The 25,319-nt window shown below is 38.4% G+C and carries 27 protein-coding genes, 1 other RNA gene and 1 riboswitch; of the genes, 18 read left to right on the top strand and 10 right to left on the bottom strand.

Annotated elements, in window-relative coordinates:
* The first annotated feature begins 115 nt into the window (after positions 1-115).
* Positions 116-382, top strand: an RNA gene (gene ffs / locus OC533_RS09125) — signal recognition particle sRNA large type.
* Positions 383-536: 154 nt separating this feature from the next.
* Positions 537-1,178 (top strand): hypothetical protein, encoded by a 642-nt coding sequence (locus tag OC533_RS09130; protein ID WP_010991411.1) that lies wholly within the window; start codon positions 537-539, stop codon positions 1,176-1,178.
* A 44-nt stretch (positions 1,179-1,222) separates the two neighbouring features.
* On the opposite strand, the gene OC533_RS09135 is transcribed toward OC533_RS09130, so the two are convergent.
* On the bottom strand, positions 1,223-1,378 hold the full coding sequence (locus OC533_RS09135) for a hypothetical protein (RefSeq protein WP_003768596.1): 156 nt from the start codon (positions 1,376-1,378) through the stop codon (positions 1,223-1,225).
* 442 nt (positions 1,379-1,820) lie between these two features.
* Between OC533_RS09135 and OC533_RS09140 the strand changes: the two genes are divergently transcribed.
* The 8 genes from OC533_RS09140 to OC533_RS09175 all read left to right on the top strand — a co-directional run bounded on the left by OC533_RS09140 (position 1,821) and on the right by OC533_RS09175 (position 7,568).
* Positions 1,821-3,185: a PTS sugar transporter subunit IIC gene (locus OC533_RS09140; protein WP_010991410.1), complete on the top strand. Its 1,365-nt coding sequence runs from the start codon at positions 1,821-1,823 to the stop codon at positions 3,183-3,185.
* 133 nt (positions 3,186-3,318) lie between these two features.
* On the top strand, positions 3,319-3,540 hold the full coding sequence (locus tag OC533_RS09145; protein ID WP_003721028.1) for a hypothetical protein: 222 nt from the start codon (positions 3,319-3,321) through the stop codon (positions 3,538-3,540).
* Positions 3,541-3,542: 2 nt separating this feature from the next.
* On the top strand, positions 3,543-3,725 hold the full coding sequence (locus OC533_RS09150; RefSeq protein WP_003728589.1) for a DUF3188 domain-containing protein: 183 nt from the start codon (positions 3,543-3,545) through the stop codon (positions 3,723-3,725).
* Between the two features lie 17 nt (positions 3,726-3,742).
* Positions 3,743-4,207 carry a DUF3284 domain-containing protein gene (locus OC533_RS09155; RefSeq protein WP_003739909.1) on the top strand — a complete coding sequence of 155 codons (465 nt, stop codon included), beginning with the start codon at positions 3,743-3,745 and terminating at the stop codon, positions 4,205-4,207.
* A gap of 311 nt (positions 4,208-4,518) precedes the next feature.
* On the top strand, positions 4,519-6,258 hold the full coding sequence (gene dnaX / locus OC533_RS09160; RefSeq protein WP_160464606.1) for a DNA polymerase III subunit gamma/tau: 1,740 nt from the start codon (positions 4,519-4,521) through the stop codon (positions 6,256-6,258).
* A 29-nt stretch (positions 6,259-6,287) separates the two neighbouring features.
* Positions 6,288-6,605, top strand: coding sequence for a YbaB/EbfC family nucleoid-associated protein (locus OC533_RS09165; protein WP_003772859.1), 318 nt, complete (start codon positions 6,288-6,290; stop codon positions 6,603-6,605).
* A 109-nt stretch (positions 6,606-6,714) separates the two neighbouring features.
* Positions 6,715-7,311, top strand: a complete 597-nt coding sequence (recR, locus tag OC533_RS09170; protein ID WP_003764287.1) for a recombination mediator RecR — start codon at positions 6,715-6,717, stop codon at positions 7,309-7,311.
* A 14-nt stretch (positions 7,312-7,325) separates the two neighbouring features.
* On the top strand, positions 7,326-7,568 hold the full coding sequence (locus OC533_RS09175; protein ID WP_003764285.1) for a YaaL family protein: 243 nt from the start codon (positions 7,326-7,328) through the stop codon (positions 7,566-7,568).
* A gap of 43 nt (positions 7,569-7,611) precedes the next feature.
* Here the strand turns inward: OC533_RS09175 and OC533_RS09180 are convergent, their stop codons facing one another.
* Positions 7,612-8,454 (bottom strand): aldo/keto reductase, encoded by an 843-nt coding sequence (locus OC533_RS09180; RefSeq protein ID WP_194323948.1) that lies wholly within the window; start codon positions 8,452-8,454, stop codon positions 7,612-7,614.
* 119 nt (positions 8,455-8,573) lie between these two features.
* On the opposite strand from OC533_RS09180, the gene OC533_RS09185 reads away from it, so the two are divergent.
* A complete protein-coding gene (locus OC533_RS09185) occupies positions 8,574-9,020 on the top strand; it encodes an NUDIX hydrolase (protein WP_185562787.1) in 447 nt (148 codons plus the stop codon).
* 22 nt (positions 9,021-9,042) lie between these two features.
* Here OC533_RS09185 and OC533_RS09190 read toward each other — a convergent pair whose 3' ends face one another.
* The 5 genes from OC533_RS09190 to dhaK1 all read right to left on the bottom strand — a co-directional run bounded on the left by OC533_RS09190 (position 9,043) and on the right by dhaK1 (position 12,941).
* Positions 9,043-9,882, bottom strand: coding sequence for a Cof-type HAD-IIB family hydrolase (locus OC533_RS09190; protein WP_194323950.1), 840 nt, complete (start codon positions 9,880-9,882; stop codon positions 9,043-9,045).
* Positions 9,883-9,998: 116 nt separating this feature from the next.
* A complete protein-coding gene (locus OC533_RS09195) occupies positions 9,999-10,850 on the bottom strand; it encodes a MurR/RpiR family transcriptional regulator (protein ID WP_033533796.1) in 852 nt (283 codons plus the stop codon).
* A gap of 105 nt (positions 10,851-10,955) precedes the next feature.
* Positions 10,956-11,330 carry a dihydroxyacetone kinase phosphoryl donor subunit DhaM1 gene (gene dhaM1, locus OC533_RS09200; RefSeq protein WP_003772863.1) on the bottom strand — a complete coding sequence of 125 codons (375 nt, stop codon included), beginning with the start codon at positions 11,328-11,330 and terminating at the stop codon, positions 10,956-10,958.
* 3 nt (positions 11,331-11,333) lie between these two features.
* Positions 11,334-11,930, bottom strand: coding sequence for a dihydroxyacetone kinase ADP-binding subunit DhaL1 (gene dhaL1, locus OC533_RS09205; RefSeq protein ID WP_003764276.1), 597 nt, complete (start codon positions 11,928-11,930; stop codon positions 11,334-11,336).
* 21 nt (positions 11,931-11,951) lie between these two features.
* Positions 11,952-12,941 carry a dihydroxyacetone kinase subunit DhaK1 gene (dhaK1, locus tag OC533_RS09210; RefSeq protein WP_160464603.1) on the bottom strand — a complete coding sequence of 330 codons (990 nt, stop codon included), beginning with the start codon at positions 12,939-12,941 and terminating at the stop codon, positions 11,952-11,954.
* A 183-nt stretch (positions 12,942-13,124) separates the two neighbouring features.
* Between dhaK1 and OC533_RS09215 the strand changes: the two genes are divergently transcribed.
* The 3 genes from OC533_RS09215 to OC533_RS09225 all read left to right on the top strand — a co-directional run bounded on the left by OC533_RS09215 (position 13,125) and on the right by OC533_RS09225 (position 15,620).
* Positions 13,125-14,504 carry an aminotransferase class I/II-fold pyridoxal phosphate-dependent enzyme gene (locus tag OC533_RS09215; RefSeq protein ID WP_194323952.1) on the top strand — a complete coding sequence of 460 codons (1,380 nt, stop codon included), beginning with the start codon at positions 13,125-13,127 and terminating at the stop codon, positions 14,502-14,504.
* 52 nt (positions 14,505-14,556) lie between these two features.
* Complete coding sequence (gene tmk, locus OC533_RS09220; protein ID WP_194323954.1) at positions 14,557-15,183, top strand: dTMP kinase; 627 nt, start codon at positions 14,557-14,559, stop codon at positions 15,181-15,183.
* Between the two features lie 107 nt (positions 15,184-15,290).
* Positions 15,291-15,620 (top strand): cyclic-di-AMP receptor, encoded by a 330-nt coding sequence (locus tag OC533_RS09225; protein ID WP_003739897.1) that lies wholly within the window; start codon positions 15,291-15,293, stop codon positions 15,618-15,620.
* Positions 15,621-15,836: 216 nt separating this feature from the next.
* Here the strand turns inward: OC533_RS09225 and OC533_RS14925 are convergent, their stop codons facing one another.
* A complete protein-coding gene (locus OC533_RS14925; RefSeq protein WP_220089436.1) occupies positions 15,837-15,923 on the bottom strand; it encodes a putative holin-like toxin in 87 nt (28 codons plus the stop codon).
* A gap of 751 nt (positions 15,924-16,674) precedes the next feature.
* A complete protein-coding gene (locus OC533_RS09230; RefSeq protein WP_194323956.1) occupies positions 16,675-18,459 on the bottom strand; it encodes a 1,4-beta-N-acetylmuramoylhydrolase in 1,785 nt (594 codons plus the stop codon).
* Positions 18,460-18,621: 162 nt separating this feature from the next.
* On the opposite strand from OC533_RS09230, the gene OC533_RS09235 reads away from it, so the two are divergent.
* The 4 genes from OC533_RS09235 to OC533_RS09250 all read left to right on the top strand — a co-directional run bounded on the left by OC533_RS09235 (position 18,622) and on the right by OC533_RS09250 (position 24,544).
* Positions 18,622-19,188 carry a TetR/AcrR family transcriptional regulator gene (locus OC533_RS09235; protein WP_003772870.1) on the top strand — a complete coding sequence of 189 codons (567 nt, stop codon included), beginning with the start codon at positions 18,622-18,624 and terminating at the stop codon, positions 19,186-19,188.
* Positions 19,189-19,290: 102 nt separating this feature from the next.
* Positions 19,291-19,458, top strand: a riboswitch (M-box (ykoK) riboswitch).
* Positions 19,459-19,742: 284 nt separating this feature from the next.
* Positions 19,743-22,313, top strand: a complete 2,571-nt coding sequence (mgtA, locus tag OC533_RS09240; RefSeq protein ID WP_194322752.1) for a magnesium-translocating P-type ATPase — start codon at positions 19,743-19,745, stop codon at positions 22,311-22,313.
* Entirely contained in the window at positions 22,314-23,444 is a 1,131-nt protein-coding gene (locus tag OC533_RS09245; RefSeq protein ID WP_194323958.1) for an FtsW/RodA/SpoVE family cell cycle protein, read from the top strand.
* A complete protein-coding gene (locus OC533_RS09250) occupies positions 23,441-24,544 on the top strand; it encodes an FtsW/RodA/SpoVE family cell cycle protein (RefSeq protein WP_003734238.1) in 1,104 nt (367 codons plus the stop codon). Before OC533_RS09245 ends, OC533_RS09250 begins: the two co-directional genes overlap by 4 nt.
* Before the next feature lie 446 nt (positions 24,545-24,990).
* On the opposite strand, the gene OC533_RS09255 is transcribed toward OC533_RS09250, so the two are convergent.
* Positions 24,991-25,293 carry a PTS lactose/cellobiose transporter subunit IIA gene (locus tag OC533_RS09255; protein ID WP_003722042.1) on the bottom strand — a complete coding sequence of 101 codons (303 nt, stop codon included), beginning with the start codon at positions 25,291-25,293 and terminating at the stop codon, positions 24,991-24,993.
* Between the last annotated feature and the right edge of the window lie 26 nt (positions 25,294-25,319).

Consider the following 25,319-nt stretch of genomic DNA (forward strand, 5'->3'; position numbering starts at 1 on the left):
CCCCGTTTTCTACTTGCACTTTTTACACTAAAAAGGTACACTAGTAATTGAGCTCTTTTCAGAGTTTGCGCTAAATATCTTTTTATTTGGCACTTAATTATTGGTAGCAAATTTGTCGTGCTAGACGGGGAGGTAGCGGCGCCCTGTAACCCGCAATCCGCTCTAGCGGGGTTGAATTCCTCATTTGAGGCATCGTAATTGTTTGGTCTGCCCTTGACAAGTGGTGTTGAAGGTTGGGTCTTGCGCAATGGGAACCTGTGAACCATGTCAGGTCCGGAAGGAAGCAGCATTAATCAGTGCTTCTCATGTGCCGCGAGGTTGCCTGGCCCGAGCTAACTATCAAGGTAACGCAGGTGATTGCATGTCGATGTGAGGTGCGCGACACTAATTTTAAATATATTAAGGACTATTTTGCTTATCGCGAAATAGTCTTTTTTCTACAAAGCAGCTACTAAACTTATAAAAGTAATGTATAATCCTCCATAAACTGGTACAATATAATTTAGTAAAGCAATTCATGACAAAGGATGAAAATAATGCAACAACTAAAATCTAAAAAGAAATGGCTGCCCGCTTTAATCATTGCAGTTTTAATAGGAATCCTTGTAATCTTAGCAATTATGTTTGGCTTTTTTCAGCGCCAAGAAGTATTCGATAAATACGACGTTGCTTACGAAATAGACGGCAAGTTATATGAGGTTTTTCCAATTAGTGCAACCGATATCGGGGTAGATAAAAAATCTAAAGACAAGCACCTCTACTTCCGTGTAAATAGTTATTACAATATCGATTATTTATTCCGTCTAGCGTATAAACAATATGAAATAAATGAACCTTCGACAAATAAATATTACTCAGGTTTGATTGACTACAGCGTGGCCGATAATGCTTACGTTACACAAAAAGATGTGTATATCACAAACAATGAATCTTATGCAACATATGACTTTTTTGATAAAAATGGCAAGAAAATCTATTCTTATAATCCTGAAGAAACCTCAAACGATGATTATATCGTCCGGATTAAACCTACCATTTTACAAGGTTACGAAAAAAGCGACATTGGTAGTTATGATGATTACTTAGATATTACAAGCTTGTTTAAGGACAAACTTGGTATGAATGTAAAAGTTCGAATTGATGAGGATAAAGAAATGGTCATCTTTTCTATTAACTAAAAAAAGAGCCCCGGTAGCGGGGGCTCTTTTTTGTTTGAAGTGAGTTAATCGTCGTCTGTTTCACGTTCGGCTGGCTTTTTCTTTTGTTCTTCCGCGGTTTTTGGTTCTTTTATATCATCTGGAAATACAATCGAAAAATGCTCTTTTTTCACCACTTTACTATTTTTCGATTCTTCCGGCATATCTCGTTTTACTGCCATATTTATCACCTCGAATTGTTGGTATTACTTAGCTTATGCTCATTATAACACAGAAAGAAGAATCTATGAATTAAGTGAAACTGTGTAATGTTAGCGCTTACTTACACAGTTTTTTAGGTATGTGTGTAATAGTGCTTCGTTGGTATAAATGATAACGATTACAAGCGATAATCGTATATTTTCTTACTCTTAGATACTTGGCACGGAAATTGCAATAGATTAAAGTGAATCTAAATGTAAGCCTTATCATGAAGCGGAGAGGAGGACTCCCAAAATTTCACGAGGTCCTGCAAAGATTCCATCTGATTTGTTTTAGCAGTAGGGATTGCTAAAACAACGTAAACAGATATAGTTGATAAACCTAAAGGGGAAGATACATAGAAATTATATTTTGTTTAAAGAGATGAGCAGTAAATAAAAAAGGTTAATGGGAGGATAAAATATGAATGGTTTGACAGCATTTTTAGAGAAATATTTTGTACCAGTAGCTGCTAAAATTGGTTCGCAAAAACATTTAGTGGCGCTACGTGATGCTTTTATTTCTACAATGCCAATTACAATGGCTGGGTCAATTGCAGTACTTTTAAATGCGTTTTTTAGGGATTTTCCAACTGACTGGGGATGGACAGGATTTGTGGAAGCAATGCAACCACTTATCGGGATTAATGGATATGTATACAATGGGACGTTAGCAATTGTTTCAATTATTTTTGCATTTTCACTAGGTTACAATTTATCAAAAGCGTATGAAGTAGATCGATTAGCTGGGGGGCTAGTTTCTCTTGCTGCTTTTGTTATGAACTTAACTGTTACTGTAAGCTTAGACGCAGTAAAAGCTGCTATTGCGGCTTCTAATGCTAATTTTGATGTCAATACTTTACCAAAAGAATTTGCTGGGATTTACGGGTTCTTTAATCTTAGTCAAGTAAATGGTACCGGATTGTTTACTGCAATGATTTTCGGTTTTATATCAACTATTATTTATGCGAAATTAATGCGCAGAAATATTATTATCAAAATGCCAGATTCTGTTCCACCGGCTGTAAGTAAAGCTTTCGCGGCAATCATTCCTGCGTTAGTTGCACTTTATGTTGTTGGTATTATTGACTGGGCATTCTTCAAAATCACAAATATGGACGTTATTACTTGGATTTCCAAAACAATTCAAGAGCCGTTATTATCACTATCGCAAGGGTACGGAGCTGTTTTACTAGTTACTTTCTTAGTACAACTACTATGGTTCTTCGGGATTCATGGTCCGAACGTACTTGCTCCGGTTCTAGAGTCACTTTGGGGTACAGCACAACTACAAAACATTAGTGCAGCACAAGAAGGCGCTAAATTACCATTCGAATGGGTACGTGGTTCTTTCGATGCGTACGTATGGATGGGTGGATCAGGCGGTACACTTGTACTAATTATCGCTTTACTAATGTTCTCGAAACGAGCGGATGCACGAACAGTTGCGAAATTGTCTCTTGCACCAGGTATATTTAATATTAACGAACCAATCATGTTTGGTTTACCGATCGTATTAAATACAATTTACTTAATACCTTTCATTATCGCACCAATGGTAATGGTAACAATCGCTTACTTTGCAACAACACTTGGCATTGTCGGCCCAGTTAAAATTGCAGTAGTTTGGGTAATGCCACCACTTCTGAATTCCTTCTTAGCAACCGGGGGAGATTGGATGGCACCAGTAATTTCACTCATAAATATGGTCGTCGCGTTCTTGATTTGGGTACCATTTGTTATTACCGCAAATCGCGTTGGTGTACCAGAAGAAGAGATGAAAGCTTAGAAAATAATAAGTTTCTGGCTAGGTGCAGCTAATTGTGCCTAGCCAGTATATCATGTAGGAAATCCTGCGCCATTTTTATTCATTGCAAGAAGCGAAATATAACGTTAAACTATAGAAAAGGAGGTTTTTTTAAATGATTATTCTTAATTGTCCAATGAAACGTGATTATATTACTGAATTACTTGAAACATACGATAAAGACGGTGTAACTTTTAAAAAAATTGCTGAACAAGGTATGAAACTTACTTTTGAAACAAACATTGAAGACGAAGAAAAAGCAGCAAAAATCGCCAAAGAAACAATAAAAGCAACTGAAATAGGCTCTGTACTCTATTTCCAAGTTAGTGTGGGTTGAAAATGAAAATTGTTAATGCACTATTTATTATTAGTATAGGTCTTATTATTATTATGTTTAGTCCTTCTTATGGAAAAGATGGGATGGCTAGTGTACCTCTTCTAGTTACAGGACTTGCGGTTGTTTTAATTGGCTGTGTATTCATCGTGCTAAAAATCCGTAAAGATAAGAAAGAAAAGAATTAGAAGGAGTCGATTGAAAAGTGAATGTCACACAGAAATTATATATTTCTCAAAAAGAATGCTTTGATACACTAGTTAGCTCAGCCATTTATGATGTGAAAAATGCCACTGGTAAAACGCTTCAGATGCGCAAACTAGAAGGATATAAATACCAACGAACAATGTCTAACGGCGCACTTGCTACTACAAAAATTTTGAAAGTAACTCCTAATGAGTTATATCAATTTGAAACAAGCAGTCGAGTAAACACGCATACGACGACTTATACGATAAAGTCAACAAGTGAGACAACTTGCGAAGTGACTTATAACGAATTAATTGAAACGGAAAAAACAATGAATAAAATGAATAATATTATTGTTGGTTTTATGTTTGGCTTCTTCCGGAAAAAACGTGTGAAAAATTTGCTGAAATCAATTGAGCTTTCGGTTATTAATGAGAGTAAGAAGAAGCAGGAGAAATTGGCTGCTAAAAGTGAACAGTAAGGTTTGGAATCGGGCTTTTTCGGGGGTCTGGTTCTTTTTTTTGGGTTTTGGTGGTGGTGGTTGTTGAGGTTAGCCCGACTCAGGACGGTTTGAAAGTTCTGGTAGGGATTAAATCATCGCTGCGCTCGGATTTATATTGAAGAAGTAGATCAAAACAAAGTACGTTTTGAAACTTCTATTAGGGATTAAATCATCGCTTTGCTCAGATTTATATTGAAGAAGTAAATCAAAACAAACAACGTTTTGAAACTTCTTCAACAATACGTTATAATAAAACTACTAAAATGGTTTTAGGTGAAGGAGAGTGGCAGATGGCGTATCAGGCTTTGTATCGGGTTTTTCGGCCGCAGTCGTTTCAGGATGTTGTTGGACAGGAACATGTGACGAAAACGCTTAAAAATGCCATTGTGCAAAATAAAACTTCGCATGCTTATTTATTTTCTGGGCCTCGGGGGACGGGGAAGACTAGTGCGGCGAAGATTTTTGCGAAGGCGATCAACTGTGAACACGGCCATGACGGGGAGCCTTGTAACGAATGTGAGATTTGTAAAGGTACGACGGATGGTTCTATACCAGATGTTCTTGAAATCGATGCTGCCAGTAATAACGGGGTTGAAGAAATTCGAGATATTCGGGAAAAAGTAAAATATGCGCCCACTGTGGCGAAATATAAAGTATATATTATCGATGAAGTGCATATGTTGTCGACGGGAGCCTTTAATGCGCTACTAAAAACGCTAGAAGAGCCGCCGAAACATGTCATTTTTATTTTGGCAACAACAGAACCACATAAATTACCACTAACGATTATTTCACGGGTGCAACGGTTTGATTTTAAACGAATTACAACCCAAGATATTATCGGACGTTTGAAATTTATTCTAGAAGAAGAAAAAATTCCTTATGACGAAAAAGCATTGATGATTGTTGCGCGTGCCGCTGAAGGTGGAATGCGTGATGCGCTTAGTTTGCTCGATCAAGTTATATCTTACGGGTCGGAAGAAGTTACAGTGGAAGACGCGTTAGAAATAACGGGTTCGGTTGCTCAAAATCTCCTTACAAAACTAGTAAGTGCAGCGTTTGACGGCGACGCAGCAGAAGCGATTTCGACTTTAACAGCCTTACTTGCAGAAGGAAAAGACCCAGTTCGTTTAGTGGAAGACTTACTCGTATTCTTTAGAGATGTGCTGCTGTATCAAAAAGCGCCAAACCTTGAAGAAACATTAGAACGGGCTTTGATAGATGATGATTTTGTTGCTTTGGCAAAACGAGCTGATTCACTAAAAGTCTATGAGTTTGTTAAAATTTTAAATACAGCTCAGCAACAAATGCGTTTCTCGAATCATCCGGGAATTTATGTAGAAGTAGCGCTTGTTCAGTTAACGCAAGCCGGGCAATCAGCGGTAAGTGGCGGGAATGTATCAGCGGACGCAGCTTCTGGAAGTGACTTTGCGGACTTAAAACGCCAAATGGAGCAAATGCAGCAAGAACTTCAAACACTAAAAAAACAAATTGCGAGTGGAGCAGTTACCACCCAAACTGAAAAACCAGCACAAAATCGTGGTGGATCTAAAAAAGCCATAAACAACGGCAAGCAATTTAAAGCACCTATTGGTAAAATCAACCATGTGCTTGGTGAGGCTAAGAAAGAGAATTTACAGTTAATCCGTGGTTGTTGGGGCGAGCTTTTATCCATGTTGATGGCATCCCAGGCAGCACTTTTAAATGATGCAGAACCTGTAGCTGCATCTCAGGATACTTTTGTGTTAAAATTTAAGCATGAGATTCACTGTCAAATGGCGATGGATAATCCGAACTTTGTTGAAACGATCACGTCGAGTATTGCACGACTTACACAAGTAAATTATACTTTTATTGGAATCCCAGAAGATCAATGGGCTGAAGTAAGAGAAAATTTCCTTCATAGTCATGGTAGCGACGGTGATGCGGAGGAAGGTACAAATCCAGAAGCTAGAAAACCGGCGGAAGATCCTTTTGTTGCAGAAGCCGCAAAACTCGTTGGTGAAGATTTGCTTGAAATTAAAGATTAAAAAACAATAGAAGAAAGAGGAGATTATTCATGCGTGGAATGGGAAATATGCAAGGTATGATGAAACAAATGCAAAAAATGCAAAAGGAAATGGCGAAAGCTCAAGCTGATTTAGAAGCTCAAGAGTTCACTGGAACAGCTGGTGGCGGAATGGTTACAGTAAAAGCTACTGGTAAACGCGTCATTACTGATGTTGTTATAAACGAAGAAGTAGTTGATCCAGAAGACATCGAAATGCTACAAGATTTAGTACTTGCAGCAACAAATGATGTATTAAAACAAATTGAAGATACAACTTCACAAACAATGGGCAAATTCACACAAGGATTAAATCTCCCTGGAATGTAATATTGTTTGGTTTGAGACTCTTGGCTTAATTACAAGAGTCTCAACTATTTTTCAATAAAATGTTCCACGTGAAACATTGTGTATTTTGAAGGTGAGAGGAAGACGAGATATGCATTATCCTGAGCCGATAACGAAATTAATGGACAGTTTTATGAAATTACCGGGAATCGGACCCAAATCGGCAGCAAGACTGGCTTTTTACGTGCTAGATATGAAAGAAGACGATGTATTAGACTTTGCAAAAGCACTTGTGGATGCAAAGAGGAATTTAAGCTTTTGCTCTGTTTGTGGTCACATTACAGATAAAGATCCGTGCTATATTTGCTCGGACACATCCCGCGATCGCAGTGTTCTTTGCGTGGTGCAAGAATCTAAAGATGTTATCGCAATGGAAAAAATGCGCGATTTTCACGGGCTATATCACGTGCTTCACGGCACAATTTCGCCAATGGACGGAATTGGCCCAGAAGATATTAATATTCCTGATTTGCTTAAACGTTTGCAAGATGACACCATTGAAGAAGTTATTTTAGCAACCAACCCCAATGTTGAAGGGGAAGCCACTGCGATGTATATTTCGCGGTTGTTAAGACCTTCAGGCATAAAAGTAACAAGAATAGCTCATGGTCTGCCAGTAGGTGGAGATTTAGAATATGCGGATGAAGTCACGCTTTCTAAAGCCATGGAAGGACGAAGAGAAGTATAAACAGAGGTGATAAAATGGAGTCCAGAAGTAATAAGTTCGGTCGGAAGAAAAACAAGAAAATCGGAAAACTACACAAATCCTATGATGCTTATCTGATGGAATTGATTGAAGTCACGCAAGAAAAGTGGCATAAGCAGAAAGTTTTAATGCGAAAAAGTTTTGAGTACGATCCTAATTTAGAATATGAGGAGAAAAAGGCGGAAGCTCGCTATTTTTACCTCTTTAAAGAAGCTCGTGCACGTCAATTAAAGAAATAAAGAAAAAATCTACTAGACCATATTGGAATAGTAGATTTTTTTATTAAATTTCAGAACGGACATACATTACATCTGGCGCATGGCTAACTCGCTCACCACTATTTAAACGCTCGACTTGGCGCATATCTGCTTCTGTTAATTCAAAATCATAAATATCTGCGTTTTCTCTTATTCTTGAAGGCGTTTCTGATTTTGGAATGATTGAAATATTATTTTGCAAATGCCAACGAAGAACAATTTGGGCAGGAGATTTACCATGTTTTTTCGCTAAATCAATCAGAATTTGCTCTTGTAAAACGCCACCTCGGCCAAGCGGGCTCCAAGCTTGATGAACGATATGCAATTCCTCTAAATAACGATGTAACAGCTGATTTGGAAAGTGTGGATGTGTTTCCAGTTGATCGACTACTGGAAGAACGTTGGCACTTGTACGAAGCCGGTCTAAATGGTGCGCTTCAAAATTACTCACGCCAATCGCGCGAACAAGCCCTTCGTCATATAATTTTTCCACAGCTCGCCAAGTTTCGAAAAAAGTATCTTGTTTCGGCCAGTGGACTAAATATAAATCAACTTGGTCTAATTGTAGTTTTTTCTGAGATTTTTCAAAAGCACGGAGCGTTTCATCGTAACCTTGCTCCGTATTCCACATTTTTGTCGTTACAAAAAACTCGTCCCGTTTTAAGCCACTTGACGCAAAAAAGTCACCGAGTTCTTTTTCATTATGGTAAAATGAAGCCGTATCAAACAAGCGATAACCGACATCTACCGCAGTTTCTAGTGCAGTACGCATGCGCTGTTCGTCCGTTAGTTTGTAGACCCCAAAACCATGTCTAGGCATTTCGATTCCGTTGTTCAGTCTGTATGTATCCGAGAAAGAAAGTGTCATTTAATTAACCTCCTACTTTAGTTTACTAACTTAAGCATACCAGAAAATGGATAATTTCTGTAGAGTGAAGGGGTTGATTTGGAGGATTTTTTACAATAAAGAAAAAAGGAAGTGGGATAATGAGACAACCTTTTCAAATTTTAGTTATACCGTTTATTAAAAATGAAACCAATTATCAGTTTGGGACTTTATTGAGAACCGACGTAGCTGTTTGGCAGTTTGTTGCTGGCGGAGGGGAAGACGGAGAGACAATCATAGAGACTGCCAAGCGTGAAAGTAAAGAAGAGCTAAACTTGAAGGGGCCGTTTGAAATGTATAAATTGGATTCATATTCTACTATACCTAGTTTTCATTTTTCATTTAGTAAGCCTTATGTAGTTCCAGAATATTGTTTTGCCATTGATTTAACGAGTTTTTCAGGTTATATCGAATTATCCATAGAGCATCAAGAGTTAAAATGGCTTTCTTATGAGTCGGTGATTCAGCTGCTGGAGTGGGATAGTAATAAGACGGCGCTTTATGAGCTGAATGAACGTTTGAAAAATAATGATATGCAGCCAATATAAAAAAGGCTGAAACTCAGCCTTTTTAATTCGTAATTAAACTATTTAATACGTGCGCAATTCCGTCTTCATTGTTGGATAAGGTGATGGAGTTGGCAGCCGCTTTTAATTCGGGGACGGCGTTACTCATGGCGATTCCTGTTCCGGCGTATTCGACCATGGTGATGTCGTTGTGGCCATCTCCAAAAGCAATGATATTTTCAGCGTGTATTCCCATTGGTGTTAAAACCGTATCGAGTGCTTTGGCTTTATCGATGCCTTGAGCTGTGAATTCAAAGTAGAAATCTGCTGTGAAGACACAATTAAGTGTATTTTTGAAAGGCGCCATCATTGCTTGATAATTTTCTTGCATATAAGCTGGATCGCCTGCCGTTAGTATTTTACTTAGACGGTAATCTAAAAATGCGGCTAAATCATCTTTTTCACAGAGTTTAAAATTTCCTCCGCGAGACTCATATTGAATTATATTTATTACTTCGCCGCGGTAAGGGACGTAGCAGTCGTACACATCATTTGTATACATATAATCCTCTTTATCAATCATTACTTTCACTTCAAATTGTTTCATATGTTCCAAAACGGCTTTTCCTTCTGCAACCGTAAGAGCTTGGTTGAATAATTCTTCATTTGTCGCGCAATCCACTACTTTAGCGCCGTTGTATGAAACGAGCAAGCCGTGGTGTTTTTCCATTTCTAATTGTTCAGCGTATGCGTGCATCCCAGTTGTTGGTCTGCCGGATGCGAGGATAAGTTTCACGCCATTTTGTTGCGCGGTGATGAGGGCTTTTTTTGTTTCGGGTGAAATTTTTTTGTCGTCGTTTAATAAAGTGCCATCAATATCTAAAATAATTGCTTGAGTTGTCATGTAGTTTAGCTCCTTTTTTCTTTATTGTATCATTAGAAAACAAGAAAAAGGCAGGAGCGTCGCATATTGAGAGCTTTTTTTCATTTTGATAGGAAATAGGTGCTTTTTTTGAAAAATCATTCCAATTCGCTATTCATTTTTTGATAATTGGTTGTTTTATATTGAATGTTTTTTTCATAATCGTGATTAAAATAAACAGAATAAAGCGTGTCGAAAATACTTAGTAATGACTGCCGTGTTGAGAAGGAAGAGACTTTGTTGTAATGATTTTCGGCGGAGGCCATATAGATTTTATGAGTGGCAAATTCGACTAAAGGGTTTGCTTGCATGGAAGTAATTAAGATTATATCGACATCGTTTTCGGAGAGGATTTTGACTACTCTTTGAAGGGTTCGGCTTCGTCCGCCGTAGGAAACAACGATAGCAATATGATCTTTGTCACTATTTGCGGCGGACAAACTTTGAATATAATCTTCCTCAGGGACATTGACTAAAACACCGATTTCCTGCATTTGAAATTTGAAGTTTTGCGCGAAAAATAAATTAGCGGAAGCGGCGTAAACATCAATTGTTTTTGCCTTAATTAATTTTTCGCCAATTTTTACAAGTTCTTCTGGATCGGCGTTGTTTAATGTTTCGTCAATGGTTCCTTTGTAGATTTGGTTCAGATTGGTCATTATTTGATAAGGCGTATCTGACTCTAAAATAGGATAATCATAGTTTATTTCTTTTTCTTCGTTAGTTTCGCGAAGGCTTGAGGCGATTTCGATTTTTAGTTCGCCAATGCCGTTCAGCCCTAGTTTGTTGATTAAGCGATAGATTGTTGCAGCAGAGACGAATGCGGCTTGGGCTAGCTCTTTAGGCTTGAATTGAAGCGTTTTTTTCGGATTTGCCACAATGTAATTGGCAAGTTCTTTTTCACTATTAGTTAAATTAGTTAGTTCGCGTATTTTAATTAAAATATTCATCGTTTCAAATCCTAACTTTTTAGAATGGGAATTTATTTTAAGTAATTATACCATTAAATAAAAAAGTCCCTCTAGACAAAAAAGCATCTAAAGGGATTTTTTCAGTTATTTAATTTCGATTGTTTTAAGATTTGCTGCGATTACTTCCGGTTTTTCGTCCATTTGAATTTGAGCAGCAGTAGCATAAGCTCCCTCTAAAATGGGGGCGTTAAAAAGAATAATTTCTTTTTCACTAATTTCTTCTACTGTTTCAATGTTCATTTTGGCGCTTCCAAGGTCATAAAAAGTGTAGACTTTGTCGGCTTCATTGCTTTCAATCGCTTCGTTTACTGTGTCGAAACTTGTGCCAATGCGACCATCTTCTGTTCCACCAGCATGCGTAATAGATACGTCAGGTGCGATTTCTTTAATGATATCATGGACACCTTTTGCAACATCTTTGGAGTGAGAAATAATGACAACTCCATAAGGTTTAGCCATAATTCAGCTCACCTCCGTTTGAAGCATTGCGTGGAATAGGAGAGCAGAAGAGTAGGCGCCGGGATCGAGATGCCCGATAGACCGTTCACCTAGATAGCTGGCACGTCCTTTTGTTGCTTTTAAATCTTTTGTTTTTTGTAAAGCTGCTTCAACAACATCATCTGTTAAATCTTCCTGATGAAGGGCATTCACAACTGGTTCCCAAACATCAATCATTGTTTTCTCGCCAGCATGGGATTTACCGCGTTTTTCGATACCTTCAAGTCCTGCTTCAATCACTTTGGTTAAGCCTTCCGCGTCAATTGTTTCTGAATCGACCGCTTTACTCATGTTTAAAAAGGCTGTTCCATAAAGTGGTCCAGATGCGCCGCCGACCTTGCTAACCATTGTCATCCCAGCGGTTTTAAATACATCTTTTAAATCTGCTGGCTCTTTCTCGGTAAAAGCTTTTTTGAGTTCGCTTAGTCCGCGAGCCATATTGATTCCGTGGTCTCCGTCGCCAATCGCTTGGTCGAGATCACTTAATAATTGTTTATTTTCTTGTACGCGTTCGCCGAAATCATTTAACCAGCGTAACGCCCAATCTTTATCATAAGTCATTATTCATTCCTCCAAATCTTTTTACCAAGCAATTGTGTCTACTGGAAGTTTCAACATATCGACCCATTTTTCATCTTCTAATTTCAAAATGGTAAGGGATAATCCGGCCATTTCAAGTGAAGTCATATAATCGCCAACGAGTGTTTTTTCAACTTGAACACCGGCATTTTTTAGAAGTTCATGGACATCATTTGCGAAAACGTATTGTTCCATTAGTGGTGTTGCGCCCATGCCGTTAACAAGGACAACCACTTTATCTCCAGCTAGGAGTTTGCTTTCATTACTAATACGTTCATAAAGTTGTTTAGCAAGGCTAGCGGATGGCATAATTTTTTCACGCGTAAAGCCAGGTTCGCCGTGGATACCAATGCCAAGTTCAATTTCGTCGTCTCCAAGCTCAAAACCAGGATGTCCAACCTCGGGAACTGTACAAGGAGAAAGAGCAACACCAAGCGTTTTAACAGAAGCAATTACTTTTTCGCCGAGTGCTTTTAGTTCTTCAAGGGATGCGCCTGCTTCTGCGGCTGCCCCGATAATTTTATGCACTAGAACCGTCCCAGCAACACCACGACGTCCAGTTGTAAAAGTACTGTCTTCAACAGCAATATCATCATCTACTACAATTTGTTCTACTTTAATATCATCGGCATCCGCTAAATCTGCCGCCATTTCAAAATTCATTACATCACCGGTATAATTTTTTACGATTAAAAGCACACCAGCGCCTTGATCTGCGGCTTTAATACCTTCATAAATTTGGTCGGGAGTTGGGGAAGTGAAAACATCGCCGCACACAGCCGCAGATAGCATTCCGCGACCAACATAACCAGCATGAGCCGGCTCGTGACCAGAACCTCCGCCGCTTACTAGCCCGACTTTTCCTGGACGTTTATCATTTCTTGCAATGACGCGAGTTCCTTCGACACGGTGAACAACATCTGCGTGCGATTTAACTAAACCTTCCACCATCTGTTCTACTACTTGATCTGTACCGTTAAGAATCTTCTTCATCTGACAAAAAACCTCCTTTAAAATTGTCCTCTTACCTCAATTTCCCTTTACTAGAAAGTCAAAACGTGGTTGCTGTCTTTATTATACAACTTATAAAATGAAAACGCTTTAAAACTGCAAGAATGTGTCATAAATCCAGCAAAATGGTACAATGAAGAAGAGAATTTGAAAAGGGGAATTGTTATGCGAGATCAATCTAAAATGCCTTTAGTGGAACGGTTAGATGCTCATGCTAAATCCTGCCCAATATCACTCCATGTCCCAGGCCACAAAAGTGGAGCCATTTATCCAGCTGTATGGCAAAATTTATTAAAATGGGATGTAACAGAAATCACCGGGATGGACGACTTACATCACCCAGAAGACGTGATTTTGGAAGCAGAGGAGTTACTTTCTGAATGCTATGGAAGTAAAGAAAGCTATTTTCTAGTCAATGGGACAAGCGGAGGAAGCTTGGCGGTTATTATGGCAACGTTAAAGCGCGGGGAGAAAGTTTTAGTGCCAAGAGATGCACATAAATCAATCTTGCATGGCATCGAACTCGCCGGTGGAAAACCGATTTTCTTAACTCCGGCAACCAATAAAGAAGTCGGCGTCGCGAGTGGCGTGACAACCGAACTTCTCGAAGAAACATTACATAATCACCCAGATGTAAAACTATGTATTTTCACTTATCCGAGCTACTACGGAACGACTTTTAATTTGGAAAAATGTATTCGAATTGCGCATCAGTATGGCGCGGTTGTGTTTGTCGATGAGGCGCACGGGGCACATTTTTTAACGAGCTCTGAGTTTCCAAAAAGTGCAGTGGAGCTTGGTGCGGATGTAGTTGTTCAGTCGGCGCATAAGACGCTACCGGCGCTAACGATGGGATCCTATTTACATGTCGTGAATGATTTACCGGTTTTTGAAAAACTAGCTTATTATCTGCAAGTATTTCAAACGAGTAGCCCATCTTATTTAATCATGGCGTCACTGGATGCGGCGCGGAAATATGCGGCAACTTACACAGCAGCAGACGTTGAAGCTTTTTGGAAAATGCGCGCCAGATGGATTAAATGGCTAACAAAAAATAAATTTGAAGTTATTTTGCCGGATGATCCGCTTAAAATCATCGTCCGCAAAACAGGCTACACGGGCTACGAACTGCAAACGATTTTTGAAGAAAGTTCTTATTTCCCAGAGCTTGCCGACGAGTCACAAGTGTTACTGATTTTACCATTAATTAAAAAAGGGATTGATTTCACACCGATTAGTCGGATTCATTCTCCGTCGAAAAAAGAAATCGCGAAAGAACCATATGAAATGTCAGTGCCTTGCGCGTCAGGTCTTGCGTTAACTTACGAAGAAATGCACGCCCGCGCGACCGAATTTGTGTCATTAGATGAAGCTACGACACGCGTTTCGGCTGAAACAATCTCGCTTTATCCGCCGGGAATCCCAGCTATTATCCGCGGAGAAAGTATCACAGAAAAACATATCCGCGAACTAAAAAGTATTCGCACGCGGCACTACCAAGGCGGCGAAAAACTAGCCGAGAATTACATCCGTATATTCCGCTAATTTATGCTATAATCAAACAGAAAGCGACGCGAAAGGGAAAGGAAATTACGAAATGAAAGCAATTTTTATTACACTTGAAGGTCCAGATGGTTCTGGAAAAACAACTGTCGGCACCCTGTTAAACCAAAAAATGGAAGAAGCGGGCATTGATTTCATTAAAACCCGTGAACCAGGTGGCAGCCCGATTTCAGAAAAAGTAAGAAATATCGTCCTCGGAATTGGCAATGAAGAAATGGATCCAAAAACAGAAGTACTGCTTATTGCAGGCGCACGCCGTCAGCATGTTGTTGAAACAATTCGCCCAGCTTTAGCAGCAGGGAAAACAGTACTTTGTGACCGCTTTATGGATAGCTCTCTTGCGTACCAAGGAGCCGGACGTGACATGAATATGGAACAAGTTTTACAAGTGAATTTATATGCGATTGAAGATACAATCCCTGACCGGACTTACTATCTTGATATACCCGCAGAAGTCGGCTTAGCTAGAATTGCTGCTAACAAAGGCCGCGAAGTTAATCGCTTAGACAAAGAGGACATTACTTACCACGAAAAAGTACAAAATGGTTATGAGAAAATTATCCAAATGTTTCCAGATCGTTTCATGCGAGTGGATGCAACAAAGACGCCAGAAGAGATTACTAATATTATTTTAGCAGATATTTTAAAGCAACTAACTTAACATTCCATGTGACTTAAGTACCAATCCATAAGTGCATATCGCTCTTTAAAAAAGGATTTGTTTGCTATAATAGAAAAAAGATAGATTTTTAGGAAGGGTTGATTTCTTTGAAACTCATATTTGCGATAGTCCAAGATCAAGATAGCAACCGTTTGTCTGACGCACTAACAAAAGGCAATTTCGGTGCGACAAAATTAGCTACTACGGGTGGATTTTTAAAAGCAGGAAACACCACATTTATTATCGGAACAGAAGATGAACGTGTAGATGATGCACTAGCGATAATCAAGGAAAACTGTAAAGCACGCGAACAAATGATGACACCATCCGCTTCCTTAGGTGTGACGGTAGATACGTATGTGCCTTACCCAATCGAAGTACAAGTTGGCGGCGCAACAGTGTTTGTAATGCCAGTTGAGAGTTTCCATCATTTTTAGGACAGATAGTGGGAAAGCAGGTTTGCGATAAGGGCTACCTGTTTTTCTTTTTTTTCAGACCTTGGCAAATCAGTTTGAAATGTGTTACTATGTAAATGAAAAGAGAGCCATGCGCTAACATGACTCCCAAACAGCAGCACCGTTAAAAAGACGGTGGACAAGGTTTAAAAATTGATAGATAATCGTCTTTTCGCACCCGTCAAAGTGTAAAGACGATTATTTTTTTGGTTTATTAAAGTCTAGTATCAGCACAACCAATGTGGCAAAAGCCAACATTAAAGTCATTGCTTCAAATACAGACATGCTTTATTCCTTTCTAGGAGTAAAACCTTTGTAAACCATAGGCATCACCCCCTACTGAGGATTAGCCACCGTCTATTCACTTTGCTACTGCATTTACTATTAGAGCATTCAAAATTCTTTGACAAAAGTTATGTATTAAAAAATTTTCTTAATGACATACAGCAGAGATAAAATCTAGCCATACAATAAACTAGATAAAATATGGCATATACGCCTCCACTAGAAATAAGACGTGCACGATGGACTTAATTGCGAGTATAATATTTTCAATCAGATTAACTAAATTTAGATAGTAAGAGAAAATAAATATTATTAAGAAAGAAGGTTGTTATTCTGGGCTTAGAATGGTCAATAAAATCAAAAGAAGATTATGAAGAAATTTTGAAAATTATAGAAAAGAGTATTATTGATTCGGGGATAAAAGATGTGAGGTCATACTTCAATGGTTTTTGTGTGCCCTCTGGTATCGAAAAGTGGCCCGATTTAATGGATTTCAACATCTATCACACTAATGAAGAAACTTATATATATTGCTTATTAAATTCAAGCCTAGCAGAAGCCGAGTTAACGATGAAAAAGATTAAATGGGAATTGGATGCTTTAAACTATCAATGCGAGATAGATGAATTATAACCAATAGGCTCTGCTATTCAGGAACTGTTTAGTTTAATAAAAAAACCGCAGACAAAGCAATTTCTCGCTTTATCCGCAGTTTCAGACCTACCTCGCTCAGGAGTTAGGTTTTTTATATTCACTTAATCGTCAATTTCTGACCAACATGAATCATGTTGCTTGTTAATTTATTCCAAGCTTTAATATTATCTACAGTTGTTTTATATTGTCTTGAAATGGCCCAAAGTGAGTCACCTTTTTTGACAGTGTATGTTTTTACTGCGGAGTTGCTTGGTTTATTTGTGCTTGGTTTAGCAACGTTTGTGTTGTTTGTAGTTGTTCCAGCGCTAACTTTAAGTTTTTGTCCTGGGTAAATGAAATCGGATTTCAGGTTGTTCCAAGATTTTAAATTGGCGATTGTTACTTTATGGTTAGTCGCGATTCTCCAAAGCGAGTCGCCTTTAGCAACCGTGTAAACTTTAGCGTTGGTGCTAGTGCTTGGTTTTGATGTGTTGGTATTTGTGCTCGGTTTTGATGTGTTTGTGTTGTTTGTAGTTGTTCCAGCGCTAACTTTAAGCTTTTGTCCTGGGTAAATGAAATCGGATTTCAGGTTGTTCCAAGATTTTAAGTTAGCGATTGTTACTTTATGGTTAGTCGCGATTCTCCAAAGTGAGTCACCTTTAGCAACCGTGTAAACTTTAGCGTTGGTGCTAGTGCTTGGTTTAGATGTGTTGGTATTTGTGCTCGGTTTTGATGTGTTTGTGTTGTTTGTAGTTGTTCCAGCACTTACTTTAAGCTTTTGTCCTGGATAAATGAAATCGGATTTCAGGTTGTTCCAAGATTTTAAGTTGGCGATTGTTACTTTATGGTTAGTCGCGATTCTCCAAAGCGAGTCGCCTTTTACAACTGTATAAATTTTAGCGTTGGAAGTGTTTGTATTTCCAGTGTTTCCGGTATTACCAGTATTCCCTGTGTTACCAGAATTTCCGCCAGTTGTTTTGCCGCTATCGTATTGTGTTAAATTATATCGGCTAATTAGGTCGTTTAATTTCGTTGCATAGGCTGTATCCGTTGCATAAGTTCCCGTTAAAGCTTTGGTTGCGTCTTTGTAGGACTTAGTATTACTTTTCCAAACTTTGGAGTAGTAATTTGAATTCCAGCTTGGGCCGTTACGAATAACTTTGGCATAGTCTTCAAGTGATTGATGGTAAGAAGGGTATTTTCTGAACTTAGCTGTGATTGTGTAGTAGTTTCCTTTACCGTCATCTTCTAATGTTTGTTTAGTGTATGATTGGCCGTTGTAAGCTCCTTTAATTCCAAATAGGTTATAGTTAGGAGCAGAGCCTAATTCACTTGTTCCATAAGCACTTTCTAAAATTGCTTGGGCGATCATGACAGATGCGTATAAGTCATTAGCTGCTGCGATTTGGGAAGAGGATGCTTGGATAGAATTAATAAAGCTTTGGATTGTAGCTCCTGAACGTAGCGCTGTTTTTTGTACTAAATTATAAGTCGCTGGAGTAGGAGAACTTGTTTTGTCATCTGGATTGCTGACTGTTATGGGTTCAGCTGGTGCTTTTTCAACTTGTTTTGCAACTGGTGCTTTTTCTGTAGGCGTAGTGGCTTGTTCTTTTGTTTCGGTTTGTTTTGTTTCGGTTTTATTTTCTACTGTTTTATCAGGTGTTGCTGTTTCAGTATTTGTGTTAGTTTCTGTTGAAGCAGTTGGATTGGCTGTTTTAGAAGATTCGTCTGCGGGTGCTGTTTCATCAGCGCTAACCATTACTTCAATTCCTGGAACAGTAACAGAGGTCGCTATGGCTGTAACTCCAGCAATTGTTGCCCCAGTTTTGAATTTGTTACTTTTTTTATTCTTCTTTTCTTCTTTCAAAGCTTCTAAAATACGTTCTTTTCTCGTTTTTTGCATGGTAAGTCACTTCCAATTCTTTTAAATATTCTACCTCCATTATTACACACTTCACATATCTTATGACTGTTATCGACAAATTGTAATTAAATTGTCAAAAAGGTCGGTATTTGTTATACTTAATATAAGCAAGTGCTTACTTAGTTGAACGGGGGTAAAATAATGATTACAAACGAATCCATCATGGATGCAACGCTTTGTATGATGGCAAAAAATGGCATAAAAGGCTCCACAACAAGACAATTAGCAGAAGCCGCTGGAATAAATGAAGCAACAATTTTTAAAAAATTTAAGAACAAAGATAATTTAATTCATATGACTCTTGAAGTGCAATTTGAAAGTATGAAAGCCGAAATCAATCAATTTTTTGATAAAGATTTTGAAAGTACTAAAGTATTTTTACGTCAAGCAAGTCAGTTTATTTCAGATATTTATGAAAAATATCGTGATTTCATGGTGATTTCTGTTCGGGAAATGGGCAGTAAAGATATGGAATTTATTGATCCGTCAATTGTCGAATATCTATACGAACGGGTTAATCAAAAAGTACAAGAAATGGTTCCAAGTAAGAACTCATCCCAAGAAGCAGATGCAATTTCTTTAATTTTAAATAGTGTTATTTTACTAATCATGGTGGAGAAAGTGCGAGATGATATTTATAAACGCCCGCCAACGATTACGACAACTGCAGATGCCTTAGCAGATGTTTTGTTAAAATTATTGAAATAAATCACGAAAAGTTAAATAAAAGTTAAACATTTTACATTTTGTCTTGCGAGCATAGATTTTCTATGTTAAACTCGTAGACGATTAGAGCGATAATAAATATGTAGTTTTGCCTGTTAGGTGAGGCTCCTATGCAAACACAGGCCACTGCCCAAAAATGTCCAAAGACGCCAATGGGTAGAACAGGGATTGTCGGATTAAGGCTTTCCATAATGTGGCTAAGAGTAATTCTTTACGTTGTATAGTGCCAAAACTTTAGCGAGGGGAGTCTGTTTTAGTATGCGTATGAATTCAGAAGTCCTTGCCAAGGTTTTGGTAAGGACTTTTTTCATGTTTATTATGAAAATAATTATCTGGAAATGAAAATCTTTTTTTCAGACAATTACGCTTAAGTAAAATTCGGAAGGAGATGAAGGCAATGGCCCACCATCAGGAAGATGAAGTAGAAGAACCGGACTCGTATTATAGTAATCAAGCTGCAAGAGTGACTAACCTTCATCTCTGGCGCACATAAACGTTATTCTCAGCTTGCCTAGAAAGAATTGGAGGCAAGGAAAATGAAAAAAACACACGTAAAAATGCAAGGTAACAATTTGCTCAAAGAATCACAAATGGATAGAAATAAGATTTTAGAAAAATTAGGTGTAATGGAAACAGGACTAACGAACGTAGAGGTTACAGAAAGACTAGCCGAATTTGGTCCTAATCAAACAGTGGAAGAAAAGAAAGTATCGAATTTACGGTTATTTATCCGGGCGTTTAATGATCCTTTTATCTATATTTTAATCATGTTAATGGTGATTTCGTATTTAACAGATGATATGGAAGCGACAATAATTATGTCATTAATGATCTTAGCTAGTGGAATTCTTGGATTTGTTCAAACGAGTAGAGCAGAGCGGGCTAGCTACGCGTTAAAAAATATGGTGAAAAATAAAGTGAACGTTATTCGGAACGATGAAATGATTGTAGTAGCACAAGATGAAATCGTACCCGGAGATTTAATCGAAGTTTCAGCGGGGGATATTATTCCAGCAGATGCACGCGTTATTTCGGCGACAGATTTATTAATTAATCAGTCAGCACTTACAGGCGAATCAATTCCTTCTGAAAAATTTGTGGAAGACAAACGCGCCAATCCGGAGCTTTTTGAACGGGAAAACTTATTATTTATGGGGACAGATGTGTTAAGTGGGCACGGCAAGGCGGTTGTTTTACGAACAGGAAGCGCAACATTTTTCGGCTCATTGTCAATCGCAGCTACAGAACGTCGCGGCGACACTAGCTTTGATAAAGGCGTTAAGTCGATTTCGAAATTACTATTTTATTTTATGGTTGTAATGGTTCCGATTGTATTTATGATTAATGGTCTTATGAAAGGCGAGTGGTTAGAAGCATTTCTTTATGCGGTAGCGATTGCGGTTGGGCTCACACCTGAGATGCTACCGATGATTGTCAGCACGAACTTGGCAAAAGGCGCTATCAATATGTCGTCGAAAAAAGTAATTATGAAAGAGCTGAGTGCAATTCAAAATATCGGCGCGATGGATATTTTATGTACGGATAAAACAGGCACGCTCACAGAAGATAAACTAGAACTTGTAAAATACATTGATAGTGCTGGTGAAACTTCCGAAAGTGTTCTAAACATGGCTTATTTAAACAGCTACTTCCAAACTGGCTGGAAAAACGTATTAGATCATGCTGTTATTGCCAAATTGGATGAAAATACTGCATCAGGATGGACAAAAGTTGGTGAAATCCCGTTTAATTTTGATCGGCGTCGTCTGAGTGTAGTAGTGGAAAATAATACAGAGACAAAGATGATTACAAAAGGCGCGGTAGAAGAAATGCTCACAGTATGCACTCATAAGGAATTTGGCGGTACTATTTCTACACTAACTGAATTAGAAAAGAATGAGCTTCAAGAAATGTGTGCAGAAATGAATCGCTCAGGAATTCGAGTAATTGGAGTAGCGTATAAAACTGGAAAAGCCGGCGAATCATTCACTAAAAAAGATGAAGAACAGATGATTATTGCAGGATTCCTAGGGTTCCGCGACCCAGTAAAAGCATCGACGAAAGAAGCAATTACACAGCTATTTAAGAACCAAATTAACGTGAAGGTTTTGACAGGAGATAACGAAATCGTTACGAAACGGATTTGTGAGGAAGTAGGTATACCAGCGAATGGATTTTTACTTGGCGGGGATATTGAAGACTTATCTGATGAAGAACTCACGCGCGAATTACGGAAATACCACATTTTTGCTAAATTAACACCAATGCAAAAATCGCGTATCATTGGTTTGCTGAAAAAAGCAGGACATACTGTTGGCTTCCTTGGAGACGGGATTAATGACGCGCCAGCACTTAGGAAAGCGGATGTTGGTATTTCTGTTGATACAGCGGCAGATATTACAAAAGACGCAAGCTCAGTAATTTTACTGGAAAAAAGTTTAACGGTATTAAATGATGCGGTTATGGAAGGGCGTAACGTATTTGGTAATATTTTAAAATACTTGAAAATGACAGCTAGTTCCAATTTTGGTAATGTGTTTAGTGTTTTGGTGGCAAGTGCATTTATTCCCTTTTTACCAATGCTATCTTTACATCTTTTACTACAAAATCTGCTTTATGATTTCTCACAATTAACGCTCCCTTGGGATAAAATGGATCGGTCGTTTTTGAAAAAGCCGCATCAATGGGAACAAAAAGGCATGTTGCGCTTTATTCTATGTATTGGGCCAGTAAGTTCGATTTTTGATATTGCGACGTTTCTAATTATGTGGTTTGTATTTAGTGCGAACACGGTAGCAGAGCAAGCTTTATTCCACAGTGGTTGGTTTGTTGTCGGCTTACTCACTCAAACTTTAGTTGTGCACATGATTCGGACAGAGAAAATACCTTTCATTCAAAGTCGGGCAGCTGCTCCGGTAATGATTGCGACACTTATTGTGATGGCATTAGGTATTGTGATTCCGTTTACCGGATTTGGTCACAGTATCGGTTTTGTAAGCTTACCAGGTAGTTATTTCCCATGGTTAATCCTTATTCTTGTTGGTTATATGGCTACGATGCAACTAGTGAAAACTCTTTACATTCGGAAATTCCGGGAGTGGATTTAAATGCGTGCGGGCCGACTGCTCTTTGTAACGTATTTGCTTCTGGCAGTATGGAGTTTGCTACTTGTTTATAGCACGAGTTATGGGGTTGCAATCATGCGTTACAAAGTGGATCCTAGTTATTTCTTTAATAGGCAGCTCCTCTTTTATGGTCTTGGTCTTTTGGGCTTGCTTATTTGCTCGCGTATAAATGTGAAATTATTTTATCACCGGGTGACGTTGCGTATTCTTTCTTTGGGACTTCTAGGTCTATTAGTTTTAGTGCTTGTAACTGGTAATGCGGCTAATAATGCCCAAAGATGGCTGTCTATTTTCGGAGTGACATTCCAGCCTACTGAAACTGTCAAATTGCTATTAATACTTGTGATTGCGACTGTTTTCTTGCGGAAAGGCTGCGGGGTGCGAGTACAACATTGGGTGCTAGGCTTTTTGTTTCTTACTATAGCATTAGTCTTCTTACAGCCGGATCTCGGCACGGCTTTAATTTTAGGTGTTATTGGGGTCGCTTTGTTTTTAACAAGCGGAGTCGGCCTCTCGCGCCTTGTCCGGGTGTTTATCTGGGCTTTTGGTCTGATAATACTTGTAGCAACCCTGATTTACTTCTTTCATCCTGATTTTTTTAGCGCAGCAAAATTGGGCAGATTTGCTTTTTTGGATCCTTTTAACCTTGAAAACTTAGATGCTTCTTATCAACTTAGAAATGGCTACTATGCGATTGGAAGTGGTGGGGTATTTGGAACTGGATTAGGAGGTAGCATCCAGAAATTAGGCTATTTGCCGGAGCCGCATACGGATTTTATTATGACGGTTATTGCGGAAGAACTTGGTGTTTTTGGTGTTATTTGGACGATTTTTTTATTAATGTTAATTAGTTTTACCGCACTTTATATTGCTGTTTGTAGTCATTTTATTTTCGATTCGATGGTTTGTATTGGAGTTGCCGCTTGGATTTCGGTGCAGATGTTTTTGAATCTTGGAGGAGTGAGTGGGATTATTCCGCTTACTGGAGTTCCGCTACCGTTCATTAGTTACGGGGGTAGTTCGGTTGTCATGCTTTCGTGCGCAGTTGGGTTTGTAATGGCTGCTGCAAGGCGGAACTTATTAGCTAAATCTAGAGAGGTCGTGTATTTATGAAGCGGGATATTCAGTATAATCGAATTATTTTATCGGTGTTCTTACTGTCTTTAGTGAGTTGTGTAGCGATTTATTTTGCTCAGAAGACAAACCAGTATGATACCAATTTTTTAGGAATGCAGTTGGTGTTTTTGGTAATTGGGGCACTTACCTGTTTTGGTGTTTCGCGCCTGCCGGTAGAGTTTTTGCGACACCATGCGATTTGGCTCTACGTCATTATGGTGATTACACTACTTGGAATACTCATCCCAAACCCTTTAGTCCAAAATATAAACGGGGCAACGCGGTGGTATCGCTTCGCTGGATTGTCTTTCCAACCATCTGAAGTTGTCAAATCGATTTTTATTTTTGTATTGGCACATTTTGCTGTAAAATATCAAGCGCAGAAATGGAAACAGTTAGGCATTTTAGCGGCGCTTACTGGGGTTGTTTTGCTATTAATTATGAAACAACCAGATCTTGGTACGACAATTGTTTATGGAGTTACGGCACTTGCGATTATTTTGCTCGCTATAAAATCAACTAAATTGATGGTTGGCATTATAACTCTCATTTTAACGACAGTGACGGTTGGAATGTATGTAGTCGTTTATCATATTAGTTTACTGGAAAAAATCGGTTTTCATGCGTATCAATTTGCGCGAATCCAAACGTGGCTTGACCCTACTACTGACCCAGATGCGGTCTATCAACTTAATTTATCGATGAAGGCTGTTGGTTCGGGGATGATGACAGGTAGTTCTGGTACAAACGCTTATATTCCTGAAAGTCATACAGATATGATCTTTAGTACGATTGGTCATCAATTTGGCTTTGTTGGTGTCAGTTTGTTGTTAATTTTATTTATGCTACTTATTCATCAATTAATTATGGCAGCTCTTTTGATGAAGAATACTTTTTCTTCGCTAGTTTTAGCAGGTTTTGCTGTAAGTTTTGCATTTAATATTTTTGAGAACATTGGTATGACAGTCGGACTTATGCCGCTTACGGGGATTCCGCTTCCTTTTATTAGTTATGGTGGGAGCGCGGTGCTTGGTAATTTCATTGCAATAGGTGTTGTATTAGCGATTATCCGGTCAGACGCCGATTTAGTAGAGTAAAAAAACAGCTGTTTGAACTATCCCCTAAAAAACATTAATTTTAGGGGTAGTCCAGACAATGTTGATGAAGGATTTTTTGCTTGGATAGAGAATACTGTAATTATATGGTATAATCCTTGTGAAATAGAAAACAAACTCAGTAAGTGGAAATTAAATAAAGGGAGGCAAGAAGTATGTCTTGGATAACACCTTACGTCCCAATTATAATAGAAGCTGTGTTAGTTATTGGTATTGTTTTTATAGGATTTAAGCTTTATAAAAAGTTTCGATTATCAAAGAAATAACATGAATAAAAAAAGATTCCTAAAGTTAGTTCTGAAAATCTAACTCTAGGGATCTTTTTTTCATATTATTAAATAAAAAGTCACATAAAAATAGAGTGGAAAAAATCCACTCTATTAATAGTTTAACTTTAGGGGGTCACTACATATATGACAACCCTGTTTTTATTTGTTCTTATAAAGGTCTACAATTTCTTTCGCTAAATCTTTGAAAGTGATTGCATTCATTAAATGATCTTGTGCGTGAACGAGTAGAAGGGAAACTTCTGTTTTTTCGCCACGTGCTTCACCTTGTATAAGTTTTGTTTGAGAATGATGCGCTTCAAGTAGTGCTTGTTCTGCTTGGGCGATTTGTTCGTCTGCTTGAGCGAAATCCCCTTTTTTAGCGGAATCAATGGCTAACATAGCGTCACTTTTGGCATTACCACCGAACACGATCAAGCTCATAATAGTTTGCTCTAAATCCATCTGTAAACACGTCCTTAAAGTTTTGG

This window comes from Listeria sp. Marseille-Q6474 (genome assembly GCF_946902005.1).
GTDB lineage: Bacteria > Bacillota > Bacilli > Lactobacillales > Listeriaceae > Listeria > Listeria innocua.